Source organism: Tamlana sp. s12 (assembly GCF_016767215.1).
Taxonomy (GTDB): Bacteria; Bacteroidota; Bacteroidia; order Flavobacteriales; family Flavobacteriaceae; genus Pseudotamlana; species Pseudotamlana agarivorans.
In genome coordinates, this window is record NZ_CP068547.1 from 623,754 (window position 1) to 642,375 (window position 18,622).

At 35.6% G+C, this 18,622-nt stretch carries 10 protein-coding genes and 1 tRNA gene; 6 read left to right on the top strand and 5 right to left on the bottom strand.

Annotated features, from left to right (window positions below):
- Window positions 1-2 precede the first annotated feature (2 nt).
- Window positions 3-1,355: a hypothetical protein gene (locus tag JJL45_RS02620; RefSeq protein WP_068600821.1), complete on the top strand. Its 1,353-nt coding sequence runs from the start codon at window positions 3-5 to the stop codon at window positions 1,353-1,355.
- Between the two features lie 273 nt (window positions 1,356-1,628).
- On the opposite strand, the gene JJL45_RS02625 is transcribed toward JJL45_RS02620, so the two are convergent.
- From JJL45_RS02625 to JJL45_RS02635, 3 genes are all read right to left on the bottom strand, one after another.
- Window positions 1,629-1,702: transfer RNA gene (locus JJL45_RS02625), tRNA-Ala, on the bottom strand.
- 136 nt (window positions 1,703-1,838) lie between these two features.
- Entirely contained in the window at window positions 1,839-2,492 is a 654-nt protein-coding gene (locus JJL45_RS02630; RefSeq protein WP_202664228.1) for a hypothetical protein, read from the bottom strand.
- A gap of 156 nt (window positions 2,493-2,648) precedes the next feature.
- The gene (locus tag JJL45_RS02635) at window positions 2,649-4,160 is read right to left on the bottom strand and encodes an arylsulfatase (protein WP_242521408.1); all 1,512 of its coding nucleotides are present in this window, start codon (window positions 4,158-4,160) and stop codon (window positions 2,649-2,651) included.
- Between the two features lie 328 nt (window positions 4,161-4,488).
- On the opposite strand from JJL45_RS02635, the gene JJL45_RS02640 reads away from it, so the two are divergent.
- The 4 genes from JJL45_RS02640 (at window position 4,489) to JJL45_RS02655 (ending at window position 8,781) form a co-directional block, all read left to right on the top strand.
- Window positions 4,489-5,052 carry a TetR/AcrR family transcriptional regulator gene (locus JJL45_RS02640; protein WP_068600818.1) on the top strand — a complete coding sequence of 188 codons (564 nt, stop codon included), beginning with the start codon at window positions 4,489-4,491 and terminating at the stop codon, window positions 5,050-5,052.
- 69 nt (window positions 5,053-5,121) lie between these two features.
- Window positions 5,122-5,688: a carboxymuconolactone decarboxylase family protein gene (locus JJL45_RS02645; RefSeq protein WP_068600817.1), complete on the top strand. Its 567-nt coding sequence runs from the start codon at window positions 5,122-5,124 to the stop codon at window positions 5,686-5,688.
- Window positions 5,689-5,993: 305 nt separating this feature from the next.
- A complete protein-coding gene (locus JJL45_RS02650; RefSeq protein WP_068600816.1) occupies window positions 5,994-8,138 on the top strand; it encodes a tetratricopeptide repeat-containing sensor histidine kinase in 2,145 nt (714 codons plus the stop codon).
- Window positions 8,128-8,781: a response regulator gene (locus JJL45_RS02655; protein ID WP_068600815.1), complete on the top strand. Its 654-nt coding sequence runs from the start codon at window positions 8,128-8,130 to the stop codon at window positions 8,779-8,781. Before JJL45_RS02650 ends, JJL45_RS02655 begins: the two co-directional genes overlap by 11 nt.
- Window positions 8,782-8,796: 15 nt before the next feature.
- Here JJL45_RS02655 and JJL45_RS02660 read toward each other — a convergent pair whose 3' ends face one another.
- A complete protein-coding gene (locus JJL45_RS02660) occupies window positions 8,797-9,735 on the bottom strand; it encodes a PorP/SprF family type IX secretion system membrane protein (protein WP_068600809.1) in 939 nt (312 codons plus the stop codon).
- A 3-nt stretch (window positions 9,736-9,738) separates the two neighbouring features.
- Entirely contained in the window at window positions 9,739-17,145 is a 7,407-nt protein-coding gene (locus JJL45_RS02665; RefSeq protein WP_202664230.1) for a BspA family leucine-rich repeat surface protein, read from the bottom strand.
- 181 nt (window positions 17,146-17,326) lie between these two features.
- On the opposite strand from JJL45_RS02665, the gene JJL45_RS02670 reads away from it, so the two are divergent.
- The gene (locus JJL45_RS02670) at window positions 17,327-18,589 is read left to right on the top strand and encodes a cellulase family glycosylhydrolase (protein ID WP_068605106.1); all 1,263 of its coding nucleotides are present in this window, start codon (window positions 17,327-17,329) and stop codon (window positions 18,587-18,589) included.
- Window positions 18,590-18,622: the final 33 nt, after the last annotated feature.

Sequence of the window (18,622 nt, forward strand, 5' to 3'; positions counted from 1 at the left end):
ATATGAAATATATACCTACATTCATTGGGGTTTTAACATTGTATTCACTAACCTGGCACCTTCCATTTTTTGGCTTTGAGTACGAAGATGCTTTTATAAATTCTTTCATTGCTAACCAATCAAATTTTTTAGATTATTATAATTATTTTAGAACTTTAGGCTGTGATTTTTACTCTAATGGCAACTGCCTAAAATACTCATCATTTTCTGGTCATTATGGAAGCTATTCTTTGTTCTTAAAAATTTTCAATTTTTTATTTAACCCCAAATATTATCAACTACATATTATAGCAAACGGAAGTATTTTATTTATTTCACTAATTTATTTTCAAAACATATATACAAATAAAAAAAACACATGGCTGATATTATCATCCTTGTTTGCAAGCTTACCCTTTATCTATGTATTTAACAGCTCTTTAATAGAAACATTATCTTTTTCAATAGGTCTATTGTTCTTCACAACACTATATGATAATCATAAAACACCTCTCAACTATAAAGTAATAATTTTAATTACTTTAACTCTCATTTTGTCCTTATTAAAACGGGAGAATTTAATTTATTACTCCTTTATACCTATTTACTTAAACCTTATAAACATAAAGAATTTTAAAATAGCCTTCACTTTTTTATTATCCATTGTGTTAATTGTATTATTAAACCCATTCTATACTGAATTTATAGAGACTGCTCAATTAAACAAACATACTTTTAGTTTTGATTATCTAACCAAACAGCTTCCCGTGTATCTTTTCTCTTTCTTTAATATTGAAGGCTACATCACTATCACATGTTTACTTTTTCTAGTAAAACGACATTCAAAACTTTCATTATACATCTTATTAATTTCCATTTTATTTTTGTTTTTATATTCCTTTCACTATAGAAGTCAGTTTATTGTTAATGGAGAAAAAATGATATTGTTTGACACATACCGTTATATGACTAACATTATACCTTTATTAATAGGTGTTTTTATTTTTTCAAAAACTATTAGAACAAATAAATATTTCATAAACACATTTTTTATTGCTTCAGTCATTTTATTTCTTTACAATCAATATGTTTTCAATTCCTTTGTCAATGAAGAATGCTTCAACTATCATCATGTTAACAAAGTCATCGAAAATCATTTAAACCCAAATGATGAGGCAATAATTTATGATGATTGTCCAATTATTTCAATAATGTACTTCCAAAAACATAAGAATATCAAAATCATCAATTCTGAAATGTTTTCAAAAATTGAAAACAAAAAAATTTTTGTAATCAAAAGGTATGGTCAATCATTTCAAGAAGAAAATTATAAAAAGGAAAAAGTTGGCAACAACTGTAATTTATATTACAATTAATCAAAAATATTAACACTACTAATTACATCAATTACTTAATACCCATAAGCATGAATACCCTCACAATGATATTTTGAACTTACACAGATTTCCGGATAGTGTCTCATTTGGCAGGTTTTATAATCAATACCTTAAGGAGAATTACACTTTTTTAGTTAAATAATGTTCCTCTAGAGATTACTTCTGCGAACAAACGGTTACAAATCTGTAAACTGTGGGCAAATAAAAAAGGCTTACAACATTAAAAACGCTATAAACCCTTATAAAAATTAGTGGAGAAGACGGGATTCGAACCCGTGACCTCTTGACTGCCAGTCAAGCACTCTAGCCAACTGAGCTACATCCCCAATACTAATATGTTGTTTAAAACAACCTTGTAAAAGTATACAATTATCTGTAATTACATCACATTTTTTTATGACAAAAATTCGCTCTTGTAAATAGATTTAAACAACCTCAAGTAATTCAACGGATATTAACAAATTAAAACAGTGTTTTAAGCCCTGTATAGAGCATCCACCTGCCATTTACCACATCGTATTGAGGTTCAAAAAAGAGGTTGAAAACCGTATTTGAAGGCTTAAATATTTTACCTATACCAGCACCTAAAGGCACTTCATGCTGTCCGTTAACAAAATTGAATAACATACGCGGATGACTTCTAAAATACCAACCTTTATCGAAGTCCTTATACAAACCTGGCTGAAATTCCATAGTAAATATATCGTCGCCACCTTGAAGGGTTGTTAAAGTAATCGCTTTCCAGGCTCCAAATTTACTTACAGAAACGAAATTAACACCTCCGGCCATACCACTATTGTGAATATAACTAACCACACCACCAACACCATATTGATGCTTTCCATTTTTAGACTGAAATAATCTGGCTACTAATAAATTGGCGCCATTAAATTCATTACCAGAATTATAATTAAACTGCTGTTCTGCCGTAACTCTAACAAACCATTTGTTTAAGGTTATGTTTCCTAGTATCTGTAATCGTGAATAATCGTCAGCATAAAAGCGATTCCAGATTCCAAAAGTAGGACTAGGGTCTATAGGATTATTAGCATCTTGAGCTGTAGCTATTTGTATAAATAATAAACAAATAATTATGTAGATACTTTTTTTCATCATAATGATACAGGTTTTTAAAAATGAGGATTAAAATCAAGTGACATTTACCTTGGTTCGCACCAAGCTTTAGCCTTTTTTATAAAAAAGGGCAGTCAACCTATTGGACGACTACCCTTTTACATTCTTTAAATTAAAAAATATTAACTAGAATTTATTTTAATTTTGTGGTTTTGATGTCATTGTTTGTACAACCTCATCAATAGACAATGAAGAACCTTTAACCGGAGGGTATTCTTTAAATGTAGAAAGGAAATTGGTAGCCAATTGTTGTGCTGGTACAAACATCCACATATTTTCGGCATACCACTTTAAATATAATCCAGACGTATATGAAACCTCATAGGGATCTGCTCTTAAATTAATAACAACTGGCCAGCTAGGCGTTTTACGATAAGCTTCATTAATGGCACCTTCCATAATTGTAAAATGCAATTTAAAATCTTTATAACGTATCGCGTTTAGGTTACCGGCAGCATCGAAATAAAAAATTTCTTTACGAGGTGCTTCTTTAACTTCGCCTTTAAAATATGGCAATAAGTTATACCCATCTAGGTGAGATTTAAAGGTTTTACCATTTGCACTATACCCGCTTAACATTTTCTTTTTTAAATTAGGTTCACCTGCTGCAGCAGCTAATGTTGGCATCATGTCTTCATGAGAAAAGATGTCGTTATAAACGGTTCCTGGTTCGATAACACCAGGCCAACGGATAGCACATGGTACACGGAAACCACCTTCCCAGGTCGTTCCTTTTTCACCTGCAAAAGGTGTAGAACCACCATCAGGCCAGCTAAATTTTTCTGCACCATTATCGGTAGAATACATGATAATAGTATTATCTATAATGCCTAATTCTTCTAATTTATCTAGAACACGTCCTACAGCAGCATCATGCTCTAACATCCCATCTCCATAAATACTAATTCCAGATTTTCCATAACTTTCATCCGATAAGTGTGTCCATACGTGCATTCTAGTAGAGTTTAACCATACAAAAAACGGCTTACCATCGGCATGCGCTTTTTCTATAAATTTAATGGCTGCAGCTTCAAATTCCTTATCTACAGTTTCCATTCGTTTTTTGTTTAATGGACCTGTATCTTCAACTTTACCATCTGCCGTACTATGTAACACTCCACGAGGTCCATATTTCTTTTTAAATTCTGGATCTTTTGGATAGTAATAACCTTCTGGCTCCTCTTCTGCATTTAAATGATATAAGTTTCCAAAGAATTCATCAAAACCATGTTGCGTTGGTAAATGCTCATCACGATCGCCCAAGTGATTTTTACCAAATTGTCCAGACACATAACCATGTGGCTTCAAAACTTCGGCAATAGTCGCTTGATTATCTTGTATCCCTTGCTTCGCACCAGGCATTCCAATAGTAAGTAATCCTGTTCTAAATGGGTGTTGCCCTAAAACGAAAGCAGCACGACCAGCTGTACAAGATTGTTGTGCATACCAATCGGTAAACAAGGCGCCTTCTTTAGCAATACGGTCAATATTAGGCGTTTTGTATCCCATCATACCGTTGTTATTAAAACCTACATTACTCCAACCAATATCATCGCCCCAAATAACAAGGATATTAGGTTTTTTTTGTGCATACACACTAAATACCATACCACAACCAAGCAGCATGGATAAAAGTTTAATTTTTTTCATAAACATTAAATTTTATTAATTAATGTAATAAATATACACAAAAAAACGCAACAACTTAATATACAGACACAAACAAGTTAAATCCAAAGCCACGATATATATTGTGAATTTTAAAACAATGAAATCCTAATCTAAAGGATGAGATTAAAAAGAGTATCTATGGGTATTGTTTGTTTACTAAACTTCCAAAAACCTCAACAAGACATGGACATTCTGATAAAATAAAACTCATAGAATAGCGACACCTGTACCCCACAAACCAAATAAAACGTTAAATATTTTTTTATTTCTAAACGATTGTTTAGTTTTGTCCTGTATTTAAAAAAGTATGGCCAGACAAAAAGCATATAGAGAGGAAGAGGTTATCGAAAAAGCCATGAATTTATTTTGGCGAAACGGTTATGAAACCACCTCTATGCAAATGCTTGAAAAGGAAATGGGCATTAATAAGTTTTCCATTTATGCCAGTTTTGGAAATAAAAACGGCGTGTTTTTAGAGAGTTTAAAATGCTACAAGCAAAAGTTAAACATCTTAATTGACACATTAGAGCAATCGAAAAACGGGGTTCTAGGCATCAAACAATATTTTTATGACTTTATTGAATTTGCTAAAGAAAACGAATTCGGCAAAGGCTGTTTGGTAACCAATACCGCCAACGAATTACGAGATGGTGCCAACGATGCAATAAAAAACGTCCTATCAACCTTTACAGGTGAAGTCAAACAAGTTTTTGCGGATGTTTTAAAACAAGATGCCTCAAATAAGGAAGCAACCATTGAGCAACAAGCCGATTTTTTAATTATAGCGATGTTCGGACTCGCCTCTGCCACGAAAGTTTTTACCTCAGCACAACTGGAAAACTATATAGAACACACCTTTAATAGGCTGTAATATTTTTTTAACCCATTTCTAAACGATTGTTTAGAAATAAAACAATAATAAAATTTAAAAACAAAGATTATGAGCACAAAAGAAAAAAGTACCACCTTAACAAATCACAGTATTGAAACAGCTCCAGAAGGTAGCAAAGCTTTACTTCAGAAATCATTAGATGCCTACGGATTTATTCCAAATTTACACGGGGTTTTAGCAGGCGCTCCAGGTTTATTAGAAGGCTACCAAATACTACATGAACTGTTTTCAAAATCTTCATTTGATAAGGACGAACTTACAGTTGTATGGCAAACGATTAACGTAGAACACGGTTGTCACTACTGTGTTCCTGCACATACAGGTATCGCTAAACAAATGAAAGTGGACGATGCCATTACTGAAGCATTAAGAAACCAAACAGCATTACCTAGCGAAAAACTTCAAGCGTTACATAACATGACTCTTTTGGTAACTAAAAACAGAGGTAAAGTGTCAAAAGACGCCATTAAAACCTTTTACGAAGCTGGTTATAATGAAAGACATTTATTAGAAATCATTTTAGGTTTATCTCAAAAGGTAATAAGCAACTATACCAACAGTATTGCCGAAACACCTGTTGATGAACCCTTCCAATCATTTGCTTGGGAAAAGTAATTTAAAGAATTCAAAAAGAGCCAGTTTGTTAACTGGCTCTTTTTGTTTATACCCTAAGCCCCTTCATACACCACATTAAAACCAGCCTATTTTATCCATTTGATTAACTAATTACGTTCAAACACCCAAGTTATAAATGTAAAATAACTAGTTATGGTTCTTCCAAAAAACCATTAATTTAAAAAACTCTATTTTTGATCATGTAATTTCGCCCCCTCACACTATTATAAAAGATTAAAGAAAACTAGTTTATGATAAAGCACAGCTAATTTTAGGAATTTTTAAACGCCCCAGCCAAATCAAAAATGCCTAAATTTTTAAGTCACTTTATTCTATTATTGACACTGAGTCTATCGCTAACTGGAGTTGCCCAAGATACCGATATCGATGGAACAGCTTCAAAGAAAAGCATTCCTATAATAGATCAGGAGAAAGCTCTTGTTTTAAAAGCCTTTCAAGATTTTAATAACGGTGATCCCCATATTGTAAAAACTGCCAACCACTTATTAGCAACCAGTAAAACAAGCTACGCAAAAACGGCGACCAATTTACTCTTAGCGTATTATTACAAGAATAAAACGGCTATCGATTCTTCTATTTACTATGTCAACCAATCCTTAAAGTATAATGCTCAAAGTAGCGATTCTTTAAGGGCCCGTGGTAACGCCATTGCATACAACATTCTCGCCATAAATTACAAGAATAAAGGGCTGCTAGATGAAAGTAAAAAATGGCATCAAAAAGGTATTTCTGAAACGCAAAAATTCGAAGAAACCGATTTGTATTATACGCATATCCATGGATTAGCATTAACCTATAGCACTCTTGAAAACTACGAGGAAGCCCTAATACATTTTAAAGAATGTCTACAGTACAATAAGGACCCCGAACTTATTTTGGGCAGCTACATTAACATGTCTGACATATATACGCAGCTTAACAAATTTGATACCGCCATTTCATATCTAGAAAAAGCCAATAAATTAGCTGATAAAAGCCAGTCTGGTCAAGCTCATGCCGTTATTGCCCTTAACTTAGGTATTAATTATGAAAAATTAAGTAAATACGAAGAGGCTATAACTCAATACACCCGTGCCATTACAATCGCGGAAGAATTTAATTTACATACCATCTCCCTAACCGCAAAAAATAACTTAGGCGGTATTTACACATATTTAGGCCAGTATCAAGATGCCGAACTCATCCTCTCATCTGCCCTACACGACGCTAAAACTTTAGGACTTCTTGCCGATGAAATGGATATTTACAATGCCTTAAAATTCCTTGCGGTAAAGAAAGAAAATTATAAAAGTGCCCTTGATTTTTCTAACAAATCATCACAGCTTAAAGACTCTATTCATAAGCTCCAAAAAGATGAAGACATCAATATTCTGGAAGTAAAATACCAAACCCTAAAAAAAGAAAAAGAAATTAAGCTGTTAACAATAGAAAATGCCCATCGCGATTTAGAATTAAAACATCAAAAGGAAGCCATAAAAAACCTACGCTTAAAACAACAAATCAAGCAGCAGGAAAATGAAAATACCTTACTAGAAATTACCAATACCAAAGAAAGAATACAAAATGAAAATATCATATTAAAAAAGGATGGCGAACTTCAACAGGCTGAAGCTAACCGACAAAAAACCATTCGGAATATTATAATCTATTCGTTTATAATCATGTTGCTTCTCGTTATTGGCTTGCTTATCGCCTATTATCAAAAACAACAAACAAAACACGAACTCAACAAACAACGTGAAGAAATTAGCGCACAAAAAATTGCGGCATTAATTAAAGATCAAAAACTAAAACTAATTAACGCAGCTGTTGAAGGAAAAGACAAAGAACGTAAACGTATTGCACAAGAACTCCATGATAGTATTGGCGGGAATTTAGCCGCCATAAAATTACAGCTTAACAACTCATCAAATCTAGATAATGCTCCTCTATTTAAAACGATTAGCACACAACTAGACGATACTTACGAGCAGGTTAGAAACCTTTCTCATAATTTAATGCCTAAAAAATTTAAAGAGCAAAAATTTAGTAACATTCTAGAGGAATACTTTAACAATATTGGTAACAGTAGTAACCTAACAACAACTATTTCGGTATACCCTAGAGCAGAAATTGATGCTTTAATGGAGACCAAACAAATTGAAATATTTAAAATTATTCAAGAACTTATCGCTAATACCATTAAGCACGCAAAAGCATCAACCATTACCCTCGAATTAAATGTATTTGAAGATCATCTTAGTATGCTATTTGAAGATAATGGTTTAGGCTTTGAAACTAAAAACGCCACCGATGGCATTGGTTTTAGAAACATAAAAAGCAGATTAAAAAAAATAAAAGGCAGCCTGAGTATCGATTCTAGAATAAATCGTGGCACTATAATAAATATTGAAATCCCAACCCAAACCTTAGCCCAAAATGACCTATAACCTCATTATTGTAGACGACCATAAAATGTTCCTGGATGGTCTACTTAGTATTCTTAGTCATGAAAAAGATTACCATATTTTACTTACCGCGCAAGACGGTAGGCACATTGTAAAATATCTAGAAGTAAACCCGAATGAGAAGATAGATTTAATTATCACTGATATTTCGATGCCAGAATTAGGTGGTATAGAACTTAACCATATTATAAAACAACATCATAACTCGATTAAAACATTAGTGGTAAGCATGCATAACGATGCGCATATGATTAATACTCTTATCGATCAAGATGTTGATGGTTACGTGCCCAAAAATGCCGAAAAAGAAGTTTTTCTAAAAGCTATAAAAACCATTGTAAACGGAGAAAAATATTTCCCTGAAGCCATAAAAGCAATTTATTTAGACAATAAATTCTCCCAAAAACAGCAAGAAGCCATTACACTTACGCAAAGAGAAATCGATGTGATTACGCTTATCGCGGAAGAATGTACAAGTCAGGAAATTGCAGATAAACTCTTTTTAAGCAAGCATACCATTGAAAGTTACCGAAAAAATATCATGTCTAAACTTCAGGTTAAAAACCTTGCAGGTTTAACCAAATATGCACTAAAAAAGGGGTACACTAATTACGATTTAAAATAGAGCACTAGTCACGAACTAATAGTATTTATCATACCTACGAAAACCGTCACCAAAGCGGTAGCTTAAAACAATACCGTGGGTGTTATTAACAGGCATATTTCTTAATGTTTGATTATAATTATAAACAAACTTTAAATGGTTGGTGATTCGAAATCCAACAAGAACATTGAGGGACTCATTGGTTTTATACCCAACCCCTAGCTCTAAGTTATTTTCATAGTTAACTATGGTATTCAATTCAATTTGAGCTGGAGCGCCAGGTTCATATTTTGTTAGTACGCTAGGCTTTACCAAGAAACGCTTCGCACGAGTTACATAAAAACGATATCCCGCATAAGCATAAAACGGATTACTCACTTCGATATTTACGCTATCATCAGATGATAAGTGATCACTTAAAAGGTTTGGTGCCGATAAACCCAGATAAAAATGTTCGCGATTATAGAGCACCCCTACTCCTAAAGTTGGAATGGTAGCACCTACATTATTAGCGAATTCTATATCATTTGAAATATTTAATTCCGATAAGTTTTCATTATAAATAGCCATACCTGCGGTAATTCCAAAAGACAGTACATTAGGATTATAAGTCCACCAACGACCACCTCTATTCGGGTTTTTAAAAAATATTTTATAGGCATACGACACAAATGCACTGGAGGTACGACTTACTCCGATTTTATCGCTATACACACCTGCTCCAAGTCCAAAACGCTCCGATTTTAAAGGCGTATTAAAAGTTAAACCGATATTCTTTGGACTACCTTCAAACTGATTAAAATACCCTAAATTCGTTAAGGTTAAATCGGCATCGGGATAATAACCGGCATGCGCAGGATTAATCACTACCGTATTATAATTATAATTAGCAAATACGGGTGTTTGTTGTCCAAAAACAGTACATACCATCCCGCTAGATAACATGAGTGCTATCCCTATCAATAATTTTCTCATAAATTAACGCTTTAAAACAAGGAAGCCTGTTTCTTTTTTCAAATTGTGATTACCTTCTATGTTTATACTGAAGAAATAAGTGCCTTCTGGCAATTCATCGGCTCCTAATTGTCGCTTTCTATTAGCTATGCCTCTGAAAACAGTGGTTCTGTTGTTATAGCCTCTAACTTCGAAAACTAAATCACCCCAACGGTTATATATGGAAACCGTATTTCTCGGGTACTTTTCAATCTCATGAATTTCCCAGTAATCATTTACCCCATCTCCGTTAGGGGAGAAACCATATTTGGTTTCATCGTCTTCTTGCTTATTTACATAAACCGTAACCGTATCCTCAACATGACAACCTTGAGTATTGGTATAGCTTATCGTGTATGATGTGGTTTCTGTTGGGGACGCTATTGGGTTCGCAATTTTAGAATCATTCAATCCTGTAACCGGCGACCAGCTTATTGTCCCAACTCCTGAAACTACGGCTTCAAGCTGAACCTCATCACCCTCGTCTATTTCTTCATCGTCTCCTGCTTCTACAACACACGGAACAATAGGAGCTTCCTCAATAACAGTCACGTCAAAACTACAGGTCGTCGTATTTCCAGCAGCATCACTAATTTCAAAAGTATTTGTAGTTGTTCCTATTGGAAATTCGGCACCCGGTGCTAGTCCAGCAATTTGGGTGGTTGTAGTTGCCGAACAATTATCAGCTCCCGTTGGAACGCTGTAGTTTATCACTCCAAAAGAGGTACCATGTGCAATTTGTTGCGTTATATGAGACCCACAAGTTACTGTTGGGTTGGTGGTATCGTGTACCGTAATAATTTGTTCGACATCAATAGAATTACCTGCTTGATCAGTCACCCGATAGATTCTGGTAATGATTTCTGGGCTGGTATGGCCATCACTTATATCGCCTACAAAAGTTACAATTGGCAATGGGGTACAATCATCGGAAGCATCGGTAATTACCTTAATATCTTCGGAAGGCACATCGTTAGCACATTGCACATGAATTGCAGAAGGGGCACTTGCCGTTGGCTTGGTAGTATCGCTTAGGCTACAATCTGTGATAACTTCTTCTTCGATATCCACATTAAAACTACATGTTGCCTTGTTTCCTGCCGCATCACTAACTTCAAAAGTTACTGTAGTGCTACCTACTGGGAAAGCTGAACCTGATGCTAAACCTGCAACTTGAGTTATAGTTCTTAGGTCACAATTATCGGTTCCAACAGGTGTTGCAAAGGTTACTACAGCAGTTGATAACCCTGAATCCACGGTTTGGATGATATCTGATGGACAAGTAATTCCTGGGTTGGTGGTATCGTTTATAATAAAGATTTGTTCTACATCTATACTGTTCCCTGCGTCATCTGAAACACGATAAGTTCTTGTGATAGTTTCGGGATTATTGCTTCCATCGCTAACATCACTGATGAAGGTTACAGTTGGAGTGCTGCAATTATCGGAAGCATCATCAATTACTGAAATATCTGCTGAAGGCACATCGCCAGAACATTCTACATGAATTGAAGCGGGTGTGCTTGCCGTTGGATTAGTGGTGTCGTTGATGCTGATGATTTGTTCTACATTTATTGAGTTTCCTGCTGCATCCGTCACACTATAAGTTCTTATAATAGTTTCTGGATTGGTATTGCCATCGCTAACATCACTGATGAAAGTTATAATTGGAGTGCTACAATTATCGGAAGCATCACTAATTACTGAAATATCTGCTGAAGGCACATTTCCAGAACATTCTACATGAATTGAAGCGGGCGTGCTTGCCGTTGGATTTGTGGTGTCGTTTATTGTGATGATTTGTTCTACATCTATAAAATTCCCGGTGGCATCCTCTACACGATAAGTTCTTGTGATGGTTTCGGGATTATTGCTTCCATCGCTAACATCACTGATGAAAGTTACAGTTGGATTACTACAATTATCGGAAGCATCATTAATTACTGAAATATCTGCTGAAGGCACATCGCCCGAACATTGTACATGAATTGAAGCTGGCGTGCTTGCCGTTGGATTAGTGGTGTCGTTGATGCTGATGATTTGTGCAACATCTATAAAATTTCCTGCAGCGTCTGTAACACGATAGGTTCTGGTGATGGTTTCCGGATTGTTATTGCCATCGCTTACCTCACTGATGAAGGTTACAATTGGAGTACTACAATTATCGGAAGCATCACTAATTACCAAAATATCTGCTGAAGGCACATCGCCCGAACATTGTACATGAATTGAAGCTGGCGTGCTTGCCGTTGGATTAGTGGTGTCGTTGATGCTGATGATTTGTGCAACATCTATAAAATTTCCTACTGTATCCTCTACACGATAAGTTCTTGTAATAATTTCAGGATTGCTACCTCCATCGCTAACATCACTTACATAAGCAACTGTAGGTGCTACGCCACTATCATCGGCTTCATCGGTGACTACGTTAATGTCTGCCGCAGGAACATCCCCTAAACATTGTACGTTTACGGCAGCTGGGTTACTGGCCGTTGGATTCGTGGTATCTGTTAAAGTAATAGTAACATTAAAACTTTCCTCAGACGCACCACAACCCGTGCCTGGATCGTAAGCATATAGATTTACGGGGTAGCTCGGAAAATCGGCGTAACTTAGTACATCGCCTATTTCGTATGCAGTTCCAGTACCACCTGTTTGTGTATAATATTTTTGGTTTCCAGATAAATTTGCCCCAACTATGCTTGGCAACGTATAACTATCGGCCACGTTAGCATCGCTAATGGCTGTTATTAATGGTGATGTTACTTTGCCACCATCGGTAATGGTCCAACCAAATGTATCCATTATATCTTGACGTTCAGTTTCAGCTGTACAGTATTGACTATTTCCGCCATCAAATGCGACACCCGATTGTAAATTTTGAGCACTCCAGCCTTTTAAAAGGGCATCGTAATTAGCTACAGATAAGGTAGCACCTGCCAACATTTCACTCATATCGGTTACAAGCTCTACATTCCAATTTCCTAAGTTTTGATCAAAAGAAGTCGCCGCATAAAACATCCTATCCATATTAATAACGCTCGAAACATCCCAAGAGCCTATATCTTGGTTAAAAGCTTCTGCGCTAGAAAACATATGAGACATGTCGGTTACATTTTCTACATTCCAATTTCCTAGGTTTTGATCAAAAGCTTCTGCGAGAGTAAACATAGCACTCATATTAGTAATACTTGAAACATCCCAGGAACCTATTTCCTCATTAAATGCTAATGCTTTGAAAAACATACTCTTGGTCGTAGTAACATTGGATACATCCCAAAGATTTAGATTTTGATTAAAAGCTAATGCTTGGGAAAACATATAACTCATGTTGGTAACACTTGAAACATCCCATGAACCTATATCTTGGTTAAAAACTGTTGCCTTATTGAACATATATGACATATTGGTAACATTGGATACATTCCATAAACCTATATCCTGGTTAAAAGACGTCGCTTCACCAAACATAAACCTCATGTTAGTAACACTTGAAACATCCCATGAACCTATATCTTGGTTAAAAACTTTTGCTTGAGAAAACATGTACTCGGTACTAATAACATTGGATACATCCCAACTGCTTATATCCTGATTAAATACCTCTGCCCCGTTAAACATATTTCTCATCGAAGTTACACTAGATACATCCCAATTGCTTAAATCTTGATTAAAAGATGTCGCATAAGCAAACATGCTCCCCATATTAACTACACTAGAAACATCCCATTGACTCAAATCTTGATTAAATTGAATTGCCTCTTTAAACATATTAGCCATAAAGGAAACTTTTGAAACATCCCAGTTACCAATACCATAATTAAAATTAAACGCCTGATTAAACATAGAGCTCATACCTGTAACCTGTGACAAATCTGGAACATCAATACTTGTATTGGTAATATTAATATTCGAACATCCGTAAAAAGCACTATCCATCGAGGTCCAGACGATATCTCCCCATTGCTCTATGCTTTGTATTTTGTCTTTATCACCTGTGTTATTAAAATAAATTCTAGGAAAATCGCCTGAAATACTTACGGTACGCGTACCTGCAGTGGCATATATATGGGTTGCATCGCCTGTTTGATTGGTTTCTACCGTACCGTCTCCCCAATCAATCGTATAATCGTAACCTCCACCTGTGGTTGGTACCGTTATCGATTCGTTTGCTGTAGTGGTTTCCCAGGTGGTGATAAATGGCCTAAAAGCTGCTGACTCTGTTAAGGCTAAATTAAACCTCATTTCGGAATCGCCACAACCGTTACCTGGATCGTAAGCGTATATTGAAACGGGATACGTAGCAAAATCGGCGTAATTTAAGACATCGCCAATTTCGTATTCAGTTCCTGTTCCTCCTGTTGCACTATAATATTTTTCGTTTCCAGTTAAATTTGTACCAACTATAGTTGGTAACGTATAGCTATCTGCCACATTTACATCGGTAATTGATGGAATTACAGGTGAAGCTACTTTGCCTTTATCTGAAATAACCCACCCATAAGTATCAATCATCGATTGACGCTCGGCTTGGGCTGTACAATATTTACTATTTCCACCATGAAAAGTAACTCCGGATTGTAAAGACTGCGCACTCCATGCTTTTAATATCGCATCATAATTATTTACTGATAAAGTAACACCATTAAAAATGTATGATAAAGTCGTTGCATTTTGTATTTGCCAAGCGCCGAGATTTTGATCGAAAGCTGTGGCGTTATGAAATATATAACTTAAATCGGTTAGCTGAGATACATTCCAAGAGCTTATATCTTGATTAAAAGCTTTAGCAGAACTAAACATACCTTGGATATGCTTTACACTATCGGTTTGCCAACCACTAACATCTTGATTAAAGACGGTGGCACCAGCAAACATAAACTTCATGTCTTCCACATTGCTTACATCCCAATTTGATATATCTCCATTAAAAACAGGAGTTTGATTAAAGGTATTATTCATATTAACCACAGCACCGACGTCCCAATCATTTAAATCTTGATTAAAACTAATGGCTTCAGAAAACAAGAAAGACATGTTTGTAACCTTGCTAACATCCCAACTATTAATGTCTTGATTAAAAGCTTTGGCTGCTCTAAACATTCTAAACATATTGGTTACGTTTCCTATATTCCACCCCGAAATATCATGATTAAATACTGTGGCTAGCTCAAACATATAAGACATATTGGTTACACCCGAAACATCCCAATTTGCTATGGCACCATTAAAAGCACTTGCCTCGGCGAACATATAAGACATATCTGTAACTAGAGATAAATCTGGACTGTCTATAGCTGGATTGGGCATACTAAGGTTAGAGCATCCACGAAAAGCACGATTCATAGAAGTCCATGCAATATCCCCCCATTGTTCGATGGTTTGTATTTTGCCATTATCTGCTGAATTATTAAAATAAATTCTAGGAAAATCGCCTGAAATACTTACGGTATGTACCCCTGCTGTTGTGTAGGTGTGTGTCGCATTACCTGTTTGATTGGTTTCTACCGTGCCATCGCCCCAATCAATCGTATAATTGTACCCTGAACCCGTGGTTGGTATCGTTATAGATTCATTAGCTGTTGTGGTTTGCCAAGTGGTGATAAAGGGCGCTGTTGGTTCTGCTAAGGTTGTTACATTATCACCACTAAAAATTTCGCCTTGGTTTCCTGCAGCGTCTTCTAAAAACAAATACACATCATAAGTGGTATCTGGAGATAAGGATGAAATAATCTCTGAAATATCGGTATTTGCAGTATCCATTAAAAAACTACCATGCGCTACAGCTCCAGTTCCAGAAAGTATCGTGTTGTAGTTATTTACCGGAGCCATTGTTCCTGGAAAAATAGCATAATGAATGCTGCCTATTTCCGGTCCATTAACTACAAAAGTAAAACCTGAAGTAGTCAAATTTCTAACTACATGAGTGGTTAAAGGGTTTGCATAATGATCGCCTCCAAAAATAACAGTTACCTGTCCTGTTGACACACTTGGTGTTCCTGACATAGTCCCTGGACTTCCTACTAAAAAATCTGAAATACCATCGCCATTAAAATCACCATCACCACTTACAGGCCTTCCGATATTACTTCCTATTAAATTTGGAATAATAAAACCATTAGTGCCATCTAGTGTTGTTTCATCAATAGGGTTAGGAAATCCCGTTGTGCTTCCAAAAACAACATAGGCTCTATTATAGCCATACGCGGAAATAAAATCATTAATACCATCACTATTAATATCTCCAATGGGAGCTGAAGTTAATTTACCTGGCAATACAAAACCATAAGTTCCATCTGTAACACTACTTAAAGGAATATGAGCAGGAAAAGGACTCGCTCCAGTTTTACCATAAATAGCAGCCTGTTCTGAGAAAAAATCATCAATACCATCATTATTAATATCACCTAAAGCCCCTGTAAAGGCTAAAAAATTCCCTCCTGTATGATCTACCGTAAAACCTTCGGTAATCGACATCGCTTCTACATCCAATAATGAAGAAAACGTATTTCTTCCGTAAACTAAAAATGTTCTTTCTAAATGTGTTGAAAAGCCACTAGACCAATCTCCGATAATTAGATCATCGATACCGTCATTATTAATATCACCTGCTCCGCCTACTAAAAAACCAGGTATTGAAGAATTAGAATACGTCTTAACCGCAAACCCATTAACCCCGTCTATCGAGGTTGCATTTAATATAGCTGGAAAATTGGTCGTTTTTCCAAAAAAGACCCATACACACTGAGAATAAGTAGCCCTTGATATGGCAAAATCATTAATATTATCGCCATTTATATCACCCACATTCGCAAGTTCATTACCATAAGTAAAACCCTGTATTAAAAAACCATTGACGCCATTGGCATAATCAATATCAAAAACAGCAGGAAAAGCACTTGTTTTCCCGTAAATCACCATAGCATCACTTGATGTTAAAATAGCCAAATCATCAATACCATCACCATTTATATCGCCTAACCCTTCAACAGTTTGCCCCAGTCGTTTACTACCATCTTTACCTTCAACAGCAAAACCATTAGCTCCATTCAGTGTTGTGATATCAAACGAAGTAGGAATACCGGTATTTGTCCCAAAAATGACATAGGCAGCACCAGCCAAATCTAAGCCATTAATGTCTGCATTATTAACACCAACAGCAATATCATCGAAGCCATCATTATTAATATCTCCTATAAATTTAGTTTCTGCTCCAAATTGAGAACTCGCTTGAATTCCAGGAATTAGAAAACCATTTGTACCGTTTAAAGTCCCAATGTCAAAAATTGCTGGATAAAGCTGCTGAGACCAAGATATCATAGAAAAGAAATGACAAACAACAAGGAGTACGGTAAGTTTTAATACCTGAATATGACGATGTAAACGACCCATATTTGAATAAATAAATAGTTTTCGCAAAACTATTTATCCATACACTGGTATCAACCACCATAAATGGGGGTATTATTTTTAATATACCCCCCTGTAAACAGGGGTGATTAATTTTTTTTTGTGGCACACTCACAACGTAGTACTATATTTACATTTTAAATGAATAACAAAAACTAATCCTATGTCCCTAAAAAAACACCTCCTACTATGTATTATTTCAACCTTTGTAACCTTAAATACCTTTTCCCAAACCCCCTTTGGCATTAATCTAGCTGGAGCCGATTTTGGTTCCAATATGCCAGGAACCTTTAATGTCGATTACACCTATCCTACCGAAAGCGAACTCGATTATTACAAAAACAAGGGTTTAAAACTCGTTCGATTGCCCTTTAAATGGGAACGTATTCAGCACACACTAAACGGTAATTTAAATACGGATGAGTTATCACGTATTCAAACGTTTTTACAAGCCGCAGCCACTAGAGACATGCAAGTCATTCTCGATTTACATAATTATTGCCGCTACAAATTAAATGGACACGAGCAAATTATTGGCTCCAACAACCTAAGTATTGCACACGTAAAAGATTTGTGGACCAAACTTGCCGCTGCTTTAAAGGACACCCCGAATATATATGGTTATGGCATTATGAACGAACCCCATGATTTATTAAACAGCACACCGTGGTTTGACATTGCCCAAGAAATTATTAATGGCATTCGCTCTACCGATACTAAGACTACGATAATTGTTGGTGGTGACAGTTGGAGTTCGGCAGAACGCTGGATGACTTATAGTGATAATCTAAAAAACCTTTCTGACCCATCCAATAAGTTAATTTATGAAGCACATGTTTATTTCGACAAGGATGCTTCGGGAACATACCCTAATAATTATGATGCCGATGGTGCCTATCCGAACATTGGCATAGACCGCGTTACACCTTTTGTAAACTGGTTACAGGCCAATAATTTAAAAGGCTTTATTGGTGAATATGGTATTCCTGCAAACGATAGCCGATGGCTTACTGTGCTTGATAATTTTTTAAGCTACCTCAACCAAAATTGTATTAATGGTACCTATTGGGCTGGTGGCCCTTGGTGGGGAAATTATATCCTATCTGTAGAACCCGAAGCCAATACAGACAAACCCCAAATGACCATTTTAGAAAAGTATTTAACCACAAATAACTCCTGCCCTACTTTAGGCTTGAATTCACAAAAAGATAAATATAAAAACCTTAAGCTATACCCGAATCCGTTTAAGAATCATCTTTTTATAAAAGGTCTTGAAGATGGTACTTCTATAAATATTTATGATGTACAAGGCAGACTAATTTTAACACGCTCATTGGAAAATTCTAAAATTACTTTAAGTGTTTTATCATCTGGCTTGTATTTCCTAAAGCATGGAAATCAATTGGTTGGTCGTGTTGTTAAATAAATTTAATTTAATCGGATCAAATAACACCTTGCA

Coding starts and splice junctions, on each gene's coding strand:
- JJL45_RS02620 (WP_068600821.1), top strand. CDS start 3: ATGAAATATATACCTACATTCATTGGGGTTTTAACATTGTATTCACTA.
- JJL45_RS02630 (WP_202664228.1), bottom strand. CDS start 2,492: ATGATGAAAAAAAGTATCTACATAATTATTTGTTTATTATTTATACAA.
- JJL45_RS02635 (WP_242521408.1), bottom strand. CDS start 4,160: ATGAAAAAAATTAAACTTTTATCCATGCTGCTTGGTTGTGGTATGGTA.
- JJL45_RS02640 (WP_068600818.1), top strand. CDS start 4,489: ATGGCCAGACAAAAAGCATATAGAGAGGAAGAGGTTATCGAAAAAGCC.
- JJL45_RS02645 (WP_068600817.1), top strand. CDS start 5,122: ATGAGCACAAAAGAAAAAAGTACCACCTTAACAAATCACAGTATTGAA.
- JJL45_RS02650 (WP_068600816.1), top strand. CDS start 5,994: ATGCCTAAATTTTTAAGTCACTTTATTCTATTATTGACACTGAGTCTA.
- JJL45_RS02655 (WP_068600815.1), top strand. CDS start 8,128: ATGACCTATAACCTCATTATTGTAGACGACCATAAAATGTTCCTGGAT.
- JJL45_RS02660 (WP_068600809.1), bottom strand. CDS start 9,735: ATGAGAAAATTATTGATAGGGATAGCACTCATGTTATCTAGCGGGATG.
- JJL45_RS02665 (WP_202664230.1), bottom strand. CDS start 17,145: ATGGGTCGTTTACATCGTCATATTCAGGTATTAAAACTTACCGTACTC.
- JJL45_RS02670 (WP_068605106.1), top strand. CDS start 17,327: ATGTCCCTAAAAAAACACCTCCTACTATGTATTATTTCAACCTTTGTA.